Here is an 11826-nt window from a genome sequence, read left to right on the forward strand (position 1 = left end):
TAGAGTCTGTTCATAATCTTTGTAGGCATATTCTTAGAAAAGCAAGCACCACCATTTGTAAGCTTGTAGTTAATCTTCTCTCACAGTTTTTCCATAGGCGTCGGCATTTTTCCAGCCAGCCAAAACTTCGCTCCACTATCCATCGCTTAGGTATTACCTTAAATCGATGCAATTCGCTCCTTTTAGCTACTTCTACTTCCGCTCCCTGAAGGACTTCTTTTACTTGGTTGGCAAACACTTCTCCACTATAGCCTCCATCTACGAGCACCTTCTTTACCTTAGCTAATTGCTCTTTGTGATCTTTAAGCATAGTTACTGCTCCATCTCTATTTGTTTCACTAGCCCGTGTAACATATATCCCATGCGGTAAGCCTTGGCTGTCTACGGCTATGTGGCGCTTGATCCCGTTTATCTTTTTAGCTCCATCATAGCCTTTCTCTTTGGCTGTATCTGTATTCTTTATGCTTTGCGCATCTACTATAATCAGGCTCGTTTGGGCTGCTTTACCTGCTTGCTTCCTCAGACGAGCAACCATATTTTTTTAATGCTTCTTCTAGAAAGCTTATGCCATTTTCTTGCTTTTCACTCCATATCTGAAAATAAGCATGTACCGTACGCCATTTAGGAAAATCTTTAGGCAACATTCTCCATTGGCAGCCTGTCTTGAGCAGATACAGTAATCCAGAGAATACCTCATATAAATCTACCTGGCGAGGTTTAGTCTTTTTTCGGGCTGCTTCCAAAATAGGGCGTATAACTTCAAATTGTTCTCTATTAATATTAGTAGAATACTCTTGAGTCATAGATAAGTCCCTTTTTTATCAAGTTATTGACTAGTTTCCTCTCTAATCTAATAAATATTAACTTAATGAACAAAGATCTTGAACAGGCTCTAAGAATTTACATTAGCTCCGTTCTCTAGTAACACCTTAACCACTTCTACTTGTCCCTTGAACGCAGCCCAATGGAGCGAAGAATAACCATCTTTATCTTTAGCTTCTATATCAGCTCTATTTTTTAATAACAGATCAACAACATCTAGATAACCCTTCAGCGCAGCCCAATGGAGCGAAGAATAACCATCTTTATCTTTAGCTTCTATATCAGCTCTATTTTTTAATAACAGATCAACAACATTTAAACGACCATTTTGAGCAGCCCAATGGAGCGGAGAATTACCATTGTTGTCTTTATCATTTATATCAGATCCTTTTTGTAGTAACAGATCAACAACATTTAAACGGCCATTTTGTGCAGCCCAATGGAGTAGAGAATAACCATTCTTATCTTTGTCATTTATATTAGCTCCTTCTTGTAATAACAGATCAACAACCTCTAGATGGCCCTTCAAAGCAGCTAAATGCAGAGAAGATGCATCATATTTATCTTTAGCTTCTATATCAGCTCTATTTTTAACAGATCAACAACATTTAAACGGCCATTTTGTGCAGCCCAATGGAGCGGAGAATAACCATTCTTATCTTTGTCATTTATATTAGCTCCTTTGTCTATTAGTAAATTTGCTATATTTATATGTCCTTTTTCACTAGCTAAATGAAGAAGAGAATTGCCATTGTTGTCTTTATCATTTACTTTAGCTTCCTTTTGTATTAGACCCGCTGCGAAACAACTGCCGTAAAAAAATAGAGGAGCATTTTGCACAATTCAGAAAATATAAAAAATAAGAATAGACGTTTAAAGTATAAAAAACGCAGGTTGAATTTTTATAAATAATAAATTTAACTCTCAAAAATCTAATGTTTTTATCGATCTTCTGTTTCGCAGCGGGTCTATTATTAAATTGGCTATTTCTGAATTTATTTTACAAGTAGCTCCGTGAAGTAAGGTCCTAACAGATACATCTGCTCCTTCTTCTATTAGTAGCTTAACTATTTCTAAATGCCCTTCTTTAGCAGCCTCATACAATGCAGTATAACCATTCTGATCCTTAGCATTTACATTTACTCCTTTTTGTATTAACAGATTAACTATTTCTAAATGCCCCTCTTTAGCAGCCTCATACAATGCAGTATAACCATTCTGATCCTTAGCATTTACATTTACTCCTTTTTGTATTAACAGATTAACTATTTCTAAATGGCCCCCTTTTGCAGCACCATGAAGTGGGTTTCCAGTGTATATACTTGCTTTATTCTCTATTAATAACTTTGCTATTTCTAAATGCCCTTCTTTAGCAGCCTCATACAATGCAGTATAACCATTCTGATCTTTAATATTCACCTTTGCTCCCTTTTGTATTAGTAGGCTAATTATTTCTAAATGCCCCCATTTAATAGCTTCTTGAAATACCTGCGCAGGTATATGTGCTTTTTTGGCACCTCTTTTATACCATTTAATTGCCCTTATTTCATTCCTTTCTACTCCTAGACCTTTTCCATACATTTCCCCTAACTTATATTGTGATTCTTGGTGACCTCTTAGAGGCTGTCTAAAAAGGGTAATTTAGATAGGAAAAGCAGACAAAACTTTATAAAATTAGTTAGTGAACTTTAAACTAACAGCTATGCCATACACTAGCGATTTAACAGATAAGGAATGGGAAGTGTTAGAACCATTAGTTACTTACATAGGTCCTTGCCGACCCCGTAAATACACTATAAGAGAAGTATTAGATGCTATTTTCTATTTAGAAAAAACAGGCTGTCAATGGCGCATGCTACCTGCCCATTTTCCACCCTGAAAAAGTGTTTATGACTTGTATTATCGCTGGCGAAGAAATGGTAAATGGGACTTAGTCCATGATACACTTCGAGATCAAGTACGAGAAAAGTTGGGCAAACAAGCCATACCTAGCGCTGCCATTATGGATAGCCGCTCGGTTAAAACAGCACAAAAAGGGGGTCGAGAGGCTATGATGCAGCAAAAAAAGTAAAAGGCCGTAAGCAGCATATTATTGTTGATACGCTGGGGCTTATACTTTGTGTGGTAGTACATTCAGCTCACTTATCAGACTCAAGAGGATGTCATCTTTTGCTTATTCGCCTTTTTAATACATTCCCTTCTATTAAACACATATGGGTAGATGGAGGATACCAGAAAGGATGTATAATGTGGGCTTATGGGGTGCTAGGTTATACTTTAGAAGTTGTACAACGGCTCTCAAATGGGTTTCATATTCTAAAAAAGCGATGGATAGTCGAGCGTACATTTGCTTGGCTGAGTTTTTCTAGGAGGCTCTCTAAAGATTACGAGCATAATCCCAAGTCTTCTGAAACACATATTAAAATTGTTATGATTAGAATCATGCTTAAGCGGCTTTTATGACTCCATTTTGGCTTTTTAGACAGCCTCTTATAGCAGCAATTGAATAATAGTTGAATGCAGTTACAAAATGCTCCGACACTTCCTGCTTTTCATATATTTTTCCTAATTTGTAATATGCATTTATATCTCCTTGCTCAGCAGCTTTTTGATGCTTTTTTATGGCTTTTAATGGTAACCTTTTTTTACGTATTGGTGAGGTTTGCACAGTTTGATTCTTCTCTTTTCTATCTCTTAAATGTTGTATTGCTATTGCTAGTGCGTCTATACGATCATCATGTGTGGGTTTACTAAAACCTTGAGAGGTGAATTGAGCACCTTTTGCACCTATTGTTAGTAATTGGTAAAAAAAGCTGCAATTTAAATCTCCTACTTCTGGTTGTGATATTCTCTGAAAATCTTCTTGGAGAATCTTTAGGTCAATAATAAGCTTATGTGAGTTTAGTAAAGGTTCGAGAGTAGAGATAATCCTAGTTATTTTACCTTCACCCTTTTGAGTATCTGTGTTATTGCTATTTTGGTTAATTGCAAGTAATACCTTTACTTGTTTTGAAGTATCTTCTTCCTCTTCTTCTCCTTTTTCATCTTTTATATTCGAACTTTTAGATCGCTTTTTTTGTTTTTCTAGCTTTATTACCTCTATATTATATTTATTAAGTTCATCTTTTACAGGTTTCCCAAAATAACAGCCAGCACCATTTCTTTCATAAACGATGTAGAGCACATCCTTATGTCTTCTAATAATTGATCCTACTTGTTCTATTATTTTATCTTCGCTATCCTTTACTATGCTTCCTAATTCAACGATAAAATAATACTCGCCGCTTCGTTTGGCTACACAATAAGCTATCTCATCTGCTTCAAGCCCAGGTCCAGCAACATCAATAGCAATGACCCCCTTATCATCATACTTTTTAACATTAGGTAGCGTAAAGATTGGTGCGAAAATATGACTTGCTTTACCATTTCTTGTAGAAATACCTCCCCATTCTATCGTGGTCGGTACGTGGGTAGCATCTAGCTCCATAACGATTAGGTCAGATAATTTTAATGGTGCTTCAGTTGCATCGGCTTTTTGTATAAACTCTGTAAAATTCAAAAATTTATTTTCCCTGCTTGTTTTACCCCAGCTATTTGCAGCTCGGTTGATAGCATCTTTATACCACTTCATTGCTTCCTGATGTGGGTTGCTGTACTGTCCTGTATTTCTAGAGCTAATAAGTTTTTGCTGTGCTTCTAAATGACCTGCTTCAGCAGCTCTTTTGTAACATGCAATTGCTTTACTAAAATTACTTTCCTTCTCATTAGCTAGCGCAGGATCTTCACTTAATCTTTCATGTTTTTCTCCCGTTAGGTTAGTAGGAGCAATAAAAAGGTTTAAAATATTATTATTGTTGTAGCTAAATTTATCCATATGTGGCTAGCTTAGATTGAGAGAAGGAAACATGTGGATAAATTTTAGAATAAAGAAAACTAACAGGCAACAGGGGCGCTTTATTTTTTCCCTTAGGCATAATGGCCTATGACAGGGTTTAATCCCCCGTTGCTTTTAACAGGCAGTTTCAGATAGAAATTTAGGCTAAAGACCTATTATCACGGGGTTGAACTATAACCTGTTAACTGTTAGATATTATGGAACTAAATAAAATTAACTTGTATATGCAATTTACTTATCTTCTTGGAATAGATATATCCAAAAGCAAAATAGATCTAGCTTTAAGTGAAAATAAAGCAGGTGCAAGCCTTACTCTCAAAGAGTTTTCTAACCACTTAAAAGGCTATAAAAAGATGCTCGAGTGGCTTTGCGAAAAGAAAGTAGACCTTGATAAGTTACTGGTATGCATGGAAAATACAGGTATATATCACCACTTACTGGTTAATTATCTGCAAAGCCAGAAAGTGTTTTGTTGGGTCGAAAATCCAGTTGCCATTAAATGGAGTATGGGACTTCAAAGAGGTAAAACAGACAAAATAGATGCCCAAAGGATCTGCTTGTATGCTTTTCGCAATCAAGATAAAGCTAAAGCGTATAGCCTTAAAGATAAAAATTTACAAAAGGTATCCGAGTTACTTTCAGCCAGGGAAAGACTGATCAAAGCTCGCAAAATGCTTTTAACGCCTATTGGAGAGTTAAAGCAAGTAGGTCTTGTGGAAGAAGAAAAGATGGTTAAAAAAGCTTGTAAACAAAGCTTATCTGCTTTAGAGAAAGAAATCAAGAGTATAGATAAAGATCTAGAAGGCTTAGTAGAGGCAGATACAACTCTTAAAGCAAGCTACAGCTATATTCGTTCTGTGGACCATGTGGGAGCGATAACAGCTTTGCAACTACTAGTCTATACACATGATTTTAAAAGGTTCGATAATGCCAAAAAACTAGGCTCATACGCTGGAGTAGTTCCATTCGAGTATAGTTCTGGCTCTAGCATAAGAGGAAGGACACGTGTACATCCAATGGCTAACAAACGATTGAAAACTTCTTTACATATGTGCGCTTTGAGTGCTATTAGACGAGCTGGGACCATGCGTAGCTACTTTGAAAGAAAAGTTAAAGAAGGTAAAAACAAGATGAGTGTTTTAAATGCTGTTCGAAATAAAATATTACAAAGAATATATGCTTGTGTTAAAGGTGAAAGGATGTATGTGCCCTTACAAAATAGCTAGTTAAAATCTTGGGTATAAAAACCCTAAATAAGATTGCTTTTACCATAGAAATCCTGTTCATACTGATATTGAGCGTCAACATTGGCTGTTATGGCTTCCAAATCCATTGGGCCTGTTTCTTTTTCTGTCGGCTCTTCTTTAATTTTCATGCTTTCACCAAGTTGAAATACCCTTTTTTCTTCTTCTGTTGGTTCTCTTTCGGAATCTTCTTCTTGTAATTTCCTTCTCTTACTTTTTTCAGTAATTTCCTTTCCCTTATCTGCTCTATTTCTTTTTAACGGCTTTTGTGATGAAGTGGTAGAAGTAACGTGTATAACTGTTCCTTCTTTTTCTTTTTCTTTACCTCCACCTAATAAGCCTATTTGTGCTATGTGCACACGGTTATCTATAACATGTATAAATTGTGTTTGCCATCCTTTATTCTTAATGGTGGTTTCTGTAATTCTTAGTGCTGGGTCTATGTATATAGGTAGTATGTATGCTCTGCCGAGTGTTCCCCCTAGATTTTCGATTACTGTTGCCTGCATAGCTCCATTAGCAGTTTTCTTAAATTTTATTTGTTCACCTTGTTTGGTTATAACGATATGGTCTTCTAAAAGGTTGGCAGTTTCTTTAGAAATGAAAGAGTTAGTGATAGAAAGTCGGTGTTCTTGCTTGTAAGATTGAAGAACAGGTGAATTGTTAAAAATTTGACAGCTCTCTAAAAGGTATACGATGAGTAATAAACGAGCTATTAATCTCTGGCTTTTGCTAAATTGTAAATACACCATTTTTAAAGTAAAAGTTTACATATAAGGAGTGTAATTTAAAGAATTATTAGGGTAGTATCTATAAAAATTGTGTATAAGTGGGGTTGTAGAAAAGAGAAGAAATATTAAAATAGGAAGCCACTTTAAACACTTAGTGAACTATGGAAAAAATAGAGTTTACAAAAGCACAAGTTAAACACATATTAACAGAGATAGCCCAACAAGAAGATGGATATAACAACCTTTTACAACTATCCTTGTGTTCAGTCCCTTAGTGAAGGTATTAATATTTTGGTGAAAAAGCTAAAGAAAATTTCTTAGTGGACGTTTCCGTTTTGAACGGACTGCAAACCCCAAAGATTATTAATTTTGGTATTGTTAAATTAAGATAGGCAGCTGATTATTTAGCTTGGCCATTAGCAGGTTGAGCGATTTTTCTATCATGTGCACCTGTTTGCTATAGCATTTTCCTTTACGCTTAAATCTTGCTAAATAGTGCCTCATTAAGCTATTATATCCTTCCACTGTATATGTTTCTGATTTGCTTTGTCGGTGTTTATCTTTTGGAATAAACTGCTCATAACTTTTCCAATAGTCACTACAATACAGCTTGCCTATATCCTTGACGCGCTCCCATAACTTCAGTCCGGTTTGTGTCGAGCGATCTCCACACACATATGATATAAAACGCTTGCTCAATCTATCAACAGCTATCCATATCCAGCAGTAGACTTTTTTGAACCCACATATGTGTGTATTTCATCCATCTCGACTATATCTACTTGATCTTGGCTTTCTGGTAAACTTACTTGATCTCCACATGCTTTTACCCATTGATAGACTGTTCCATAGCTTATGTTGAGTATACGCCCTATAGCTCGAAATCCTAATCCTTCTAAGTATAATTGCAACGCTTTTCGCTTAGTAGATACAGGTTTAACATCTGATTTGTGGCTAACTGTGTAACGGAAACGGCAACTTTTACACTGGTAGTGCTGTCTACCTCTAACAATTCCATCTTTACAGCTTTGAGTATTATTACATCGAGGACAGTTCATACTTTTTCCTCTAACTTACTAATTCTATCCTAATTTAACAATACCTTAATTTTCTATCCCGTTGAGTCCCATCTTATCGGCATATTAGAATGCACATATAAGATGTAAATCTAAACTACGTGATGGATTTTCCCATATGCCTTTCTAAAAAGGTAGTCTTACACATGTACTAACCAATAGTAATATTAATATTAGGATACTGCTCTCTTACTAAATATTTTACTTCATCCGATACCTGTATTTCTATTAACTTAAGAATATGTAGTTGAGTTTGTGGTAAAATCTTAGCCAGTTCTATTATACCTGCATCTCTTATACTATTATAACTTAAATCGAGGGTATGTATCTGAGTTTGTGGCAAAACTTTAACCAACTCTATTGTACCTGCATATCCTATACTATTGCTGCTTAAATCAAGGGTATGTATTTGAGTTTGTGATAAAACCTTAGCTAGCTCTGTGATACCTTCCTCTCCTATTTGATTCCCATTTAAATCAAGGGTATGTATCTGAGTTTGTGGTAAAACTTTAGCCAGCTTTATTAGAGCTGCATATCCTATGTTATTATAATTATAGCCTAAATCAAGGCTATGCATTTGAGTTTGCGGTAAAACTTTAGTCAGTTCTGTTAGCGTTTCATCTCCTAATTCATTGCCCGCTAAACAAAGGGTATGTATCTGCGTTTGTGGCAACAATTTAACAAGCTCTATCATACCTGCATCTCTTATACTATTACTGCCTAAATCTAAGGTATGTATCTGAGTTTGTGGCAAAACTTTAGCCAGCTCTACAAGACCTTTATATCTTATTCCAGTATAGTCTAACCAAAGAGTATGTATCTGAGTGTATGGCAAAACCCTAGCCACCTCTATGATATCTCTATCGTCTATATCATTGTCGCCTAAATCTAGGGTATGTATCTGAGTGTATGGTAAAATCCTAGCCACCTCTATGATACCTTTATTGTCTATATCATTATTGCTTAAATCAAGCGTATGTACGTTTGTCCCTTGTAAATAGGGCCAAAATGCTTGAGGTAGATTTTCTACCTTCGCCATTAACCGATAAAAGGCAAAGCTAGGAATGGTTGCAGGGGTTAATATACTTAACTTTTTACTCCTAAAATTTATTTCCTTTTTTGTTATCCAACCTCGTGTATCAATTATGTGACAAGGTTTATTCTCCACACCTACTGCACCTATGTATGGTGTGCCTGAGATTAACTCATTCCAAGCGTAACTTATCCTTCTTGCTGCCAGGATACCTTCAAAATCTAAGTGTGAGAAAACCTCTTGCCATATTTCTGGAGGAAGAATATTAAAAATATTTGAAGATTCTTCCAGAAGCTCCTGTTGTGTTCCTGTTATTCCTAAACCACCAATCTCTTGTTCAATTCTTGCTCTTTTTCTCCTTCCTTGCTGAGCTTCTCCTTCTTGCTCTGTAGTTTCTGTTGATTCTTCTTCTCCTTCAATAGGTAGATTGGTTGAACCTCCACAATTTTGTAAAAGCAAGCTTGCGAGCAAAAGGCATGCCACCAGTGGTAGAGATAAGAAGTAACGTTCTCTCATACTTTTTATTTAGTAAGCAAATATAGAAGTTGGTAGCTAGTTCATATACTAATATGGTCTATGTTTTTGCAACTAGCATTGATTAATTCGGTGATTCTTGCTTAAAAACTTGACCCCTTTAGCAGAAGTAGTTCTCTATTAAGCTAATGAGAGCATATTTCTCTATTCATTTGCTCCCGCTGATACATATTGTAATCTTCATCCCTTTTATTTTACATTGTAGCGAGTAACCCAACAACTTAGCATTGTTGATAGCTCCAAAGGTAGTTCGACTTCAAACCCCTCCTACTATATAGCTAGTTTGCACATAAGGTAGAAGCAAGAGAAAAATTAATTTATAATTAAACCAAGTTGCTAGTTAATAGTAGGTAAAAAAATAAAAAACCTTTGATCTTGTTTTTGTATAAACTAAAAAACCGGAAGTCATTATGATTGAAAAATCAATAACAATATACTCATTTATTGAACATTTACTGAAGTATTTGTACCATCAACAAGATAAAAAAAGGAAATTGTCAGATGCAGCGATTCTGATAACAGCTATCGTCTCAGCCTTATACTTTGGCGGACATCTTGACAAAGTCCGATCGTTTATACATTCCACTAAGCTTATCCCTAACATGCTCGATAAAAGTAGGTATAATCGCCGCTTGCATGCTATAGGAGAAGAGATAACGACCCTCTTTTTAGCAATAGTCAATCTCATCAAGCAAGTAGCCACCTGCAAGGATTTTGTGTTGGATTCCTTTCCTATACCTATTCTGTTGCAACATATATACTCGCCGGTGTAAGTTATTGCAAAGTGAGGCTTATCGCGGCTACAAAGCCTCTATGTGCCGTTACACTTTTATGGCATTAAGGTGCAATTGATTACAATTAGTAAAGGCATCCCAGTTGAATTCTCAATGGTGCCTGCTATTCAAGCAGATGTTAAAGGATTGCATCAACTGCCTTTCTGTTTGCCTGCTGGTAGTGCACTCTATGCTGACTCGGCTTATACCAACTACCTTCTAGAATAGAGTTCTTCCGAAACTTAACATAAAAGTTCATAGTTATAAATTCCAGCAATAAGATTAAAGCGTAGCCCAAATCTTTTTCTCCTATTTCTGTAACGCTCCGCTAAAATTTTAAACCGCTTGAGCATACCAATTATATGCTCGCTAAGCACCCTTTGGCTGGCTAATTGCTGATTACTCCTCTTATCGGCTTTGGCCAAAGAATGCTTTTTACTGCGTTTTTTAGGCATAAGCGATTTGTCATGTAGCCTCTTTAACCCTTGATAGCCTGTATCTACTATGACTTGACTATGCTGGCTTATATGTACCTTAGATTCCTTAAACAAGCGAAAGTCATGCCGCTTTCCATTTGAAAAACTACTACATATTATGGCTCGCGTTTGCTTATCGACAACTAGTTGTGTCTTTAGTGTATGTCGTTTCTTTTTACCTGAGTAGTAATATCGCTGCTTTTTTTAGGCCGCTCAATGGGGCTCTCTGTAGCATCTATTAAGATTACTGCATATTCCATATCGCTTTTTAACAATGCTTTACGGCCTGGTAAAGTGAATTGACCACTTTTAATTAACGCCTCTTCAATAAAACGGATGGTATAATAGCAATTACTCTCACTTATTCCATAACTTTTTGAAATATGGAAGTATGTGCGGTATTCTCTTAAATATTCTAAAGTCATTAAAAACATTTGTTCACAACTCAGTTTATTAGGCCGCCCTCCTTTAGCTTTCTTTGTTTGAATGGCTTTCTGTATGATAGCTAACATTTTGGCAAAGGTCTCAGCCTTTACGCCTGTTAAGCGACGGAATTCTTCTGGCTTTAAGGTTTTTAGATGACTGTTTTCCATTAATCTTTCTGTTTTTTTATCCCTAATTTATACATTTATGCTTATTCCTTAGGTTTCAGAAGAACTCTAATATATGTTGGCTGATAAACAGATTAAACTTTACTCTCAGCGTAAAGCCAATGTTCATCAAAAGGATACTCCTTGCCTGGCTTATCTCAAAGGGCGCATGCGAAAAGTGATGGAAACAGCATTAGTGGCATTAAAGGCCTTTTCTTAAGGAAGATCCATGCTGTTACCTTCCAAGGCTTTCTGAACAAAATTCTCTTGTTTTTGTTAGCTTTTCAAATCAACAAAGCTTTCCTCAACTAGCAACTTAGGTTAACTAAGTGACGCTATAGGTGACGCTTGAGTTATATAAATACCAAGAATAGTAAAAAACTAAAAGTATGGGTTTGATAACAAGATAATGTAAGTTCAGAAATTTAAATCGCAACATAATAGGCAAAAACTGTATATTTTACCTATTAAACTATAGTGGTCTCAGAAGGACTCGAACCTTCAACCTACTGCTTAGAAGGCAGTTGCTCTATCCGTTGAGCTATGAGACCGATTTTATTATAGGTTGGTTATCAGAGAGCTACAGAAACCCTCATATAGAAGGCAAAGCCAGCATCCTTGCCATACCTGCGTAGCTACAAATTTAATATAG

Annotated in this window: 10 protein-coding genes, 1 tRNA gene and 3 pseudogenes; 4 read left to right on the forward strand and 10 right to left on the reverse strand. The window is 36.0% G+C overall.

Annotation, left to right across the window (positions count from 1 at the left end):
• Positions 1-10: 10 nt before the first annotated feature.
• The 4 genes from AASI_RS07015 to AASI_RS07775 all read right to left on the reverse strand — a co-directional run bounded on the left by AASI_RS07015 (position 11) and on the right by AASI_RS07775 (position 2463).
• Positions 11-803 (reverse strand): IS5-like element ISCaa8 family transposase gene (locus AASI_RS07015; protein ID WP_148204952.1). Its coding sequence is split into 2 segments (ribosomal slippage): positions 11-541 and positions 543-803, totalling 792 coding nucleotides; the frame shifts between segments, so codons are not numbered across the junction.
• An 89-nt stretch (positions 804-892) separates the two neighbouring features.
• Entirely contained in the window at positions 893-1399 is a 507-nt protein-coding gene (locus AASI_RS07025) for an ankyrin repeat domain-containing protein (protein ID WP_083758859.1), read from the reverse strand.
• The gene (locus tag AASI_RS07030; RefSeq protein WP_044282901.1) at positions 1396-1662 is read right to left on the reverse strand and encodes an ankyrin repeat domain-containing protein; all 267 of its coding nucleotides are present in this window, start codon (positions 1660-1662) and stop codon (positions 1396-1398) included. The genes AASI_RS07025 and AASI_RS07030 overlap by 4 nt, the downstream gene beginning before the upstream one ends.
• An 84-nt stretch (positions 1663-1746) precedes the next feature.
• Complete coding sequence (locus AASI_RS07775; RefSeq protein ID WP_262481550.1) at positions 1747-2463, reverse strand: ankyrin repeat domain-containing protein; 717 nt, start codon at positions 2461-2463, stop codon at positions 1747-1749.
• Positions 2464-2524: 61 nt separating this feature from the next.
• On the opposite strand from AASI_RS07775, the pseudogene AASI_RS08455 reads away from it, so the two are divergent.
• Positions 2525-3285 (forward strand): annotated as a pseudogene (locus AASI_RS08455) (IS5-like element ISCaa9 family transposase).
• Here AASI_RS08455 and AASI_RS07050 read toward each other — a convergent pair.
• Positions 3269-4696 (reverse strand): sel1 repeat family protein, encoded by a 1428-nt coding sequence (locus AASI_RS07050; RefSeq protein WP_012473421.1) that lies wholly within the window; start codon positions 4694-4696, stop codon positions 3269-3271. The pseudogene AASI_RS08455 and the gene AASI_RS07050 sit on opposite strands and share 17 nt — an antisense overlap.
• A gap of 245 nt (positions 4697-4941) precedes the next feature.
• On the opposite strand from AASI_RS07050, the gene AASI_RS07055 reads away from it, so the two are divergent.
• Positions 4942-5943, forward strand: a complete 1002-nt coding sequence (locus tag AASI_RS07055) for an IS110 family RNA-guided transposase (protein ID WP_044283109.1) — start codon at positions 4942-4944, stop codon at positions 5941-5943.
• Positions 5944-5966: 23 nt separating this feature from the next.
• On the opposite strand, the gene AASI_RS07060 is transcribed toward AASI_RS07055, so the two are convergent.
• From AASI_RS07060 to AASI_RS07075, 3 genes are all read right to left on the reverse strand, one after another.
• Positions 5967-6710 (reverse strand): hypothetical protein, encoded by a 744-nt coding sequence (locus AASI_RS07060; protein ID WP_187146266.1) that lies wholly within the window; start codon positions 6708-6710, stop codon positions 5967-5969.
• A gap of 360 nt (positions 6711-7070) precedes the next feature.
• Positions 7071-7750, reverse strand: a protein-coding gene (locus AASI_RS08460) for an IS1 family transposase (protein ID WP_148204921.1) whose coding sequence is annotated in 2 segments (ribosomal slippage) — positions 7071-7432 and positions 7432-7750 — 681 coding nt in all. Because the reading frame shifts where the segments join, the coding sequence is not laid out codon by codon here.
• Between the two features lie 169 nt (positions 7751-7919).
• Positions 7920-9317 (reverse strand): F-box-like domain-containing protein, encoded by a 1398-nt coding sequence (locus AASI_RS07075; RefSeq protein ID WP_012473424.1) that lies wholly within the window; start codon positions 9315-9317, stop codon positions 7920-7922.
• A gap of 428 nt (positions 9318-9745) precedes the next feature.
• Between AASI_RS07075 and AASI_RS07080 the strand changes: the two are divergent.
• Positions 9746-10333 (forward strand): annotated as a pseudogene (locus tag AASI_RS07080) (transposase); the annotation flags it as partial.
• Between the two features lie 17 nt (positions 10334-10350).
• On the opposite strand, the gene AASI_RS08465 reads toward AASI_RS07080, so the two are convergent.
• A protein-coding gene (locus AASI_RS08465; RefSeq protein ID WP_148204984.1) for an IS5-like element ISCaa3 family transposase occupies positions 10351-11177 on the reverse strand; the annotation gives its coding sequence in 2 pieces (ribosomal slippage) (positions 10351-10790 and positions 10790-11177; 828 coding nt in all).
• Between the two features lie 73 nt (positions 11178-11250).
• Between AASI_RS08465 and AASI_RS08720 the strand changes: the two are divergent.
• Positions 11251-11486, forward strand: a pseudogene (locus tag AASI_RS08720) (IS982 family transposase); the annotation flags it as partial.
• 166 nt (positions 11487-11652) lie between these two features.
• Here the strand turns inward: AASI_RS08720 and AASI_RS07095 are convergent.
• Positions 11653-11725 (reverse strand) — tRNA-Arg (locus tag AASI_RS07095).
• Positions 11726-11826: the final 101 nt, after the last annotated feature.

The sequence above is a fragment of the Candidatus Amoebophilus asiaticus 5a2 genome, from assembly GCF_000020565.1.
GTDB classification, from domain to species: domain Bacteria; phylum Bacteroidota; class Bacteroidia; order Cytophagales; family Amoebophilaceae; genus Amoebophilus; species Amoebophilus asiaticus.

Excerpts from the sequence above, each read along its gene's own strand:
- AASI_RS07055 (WP_044283109.1), top strand. The coding sequence starts at position 4,942 with ATGCAATTTACTTATCTTCTTGGAATAGATATATCCAAAAGCAAAATA.
- AASI_RS07075 (WP_012473424.1), bottom strand. The coding sequence starts at position 9,317 with ATGAGAGAACGTTACTTCTTATCTCTACCACTGGTGGCATGCCTTTTG.
- AASI_RS07050 (WP_012473421.1), bottom strand. The coding sequence starts at position 4,696 with ATGGATAAATTTAGCTACAACAATAATAATATTTTAAACCTTTTTATT.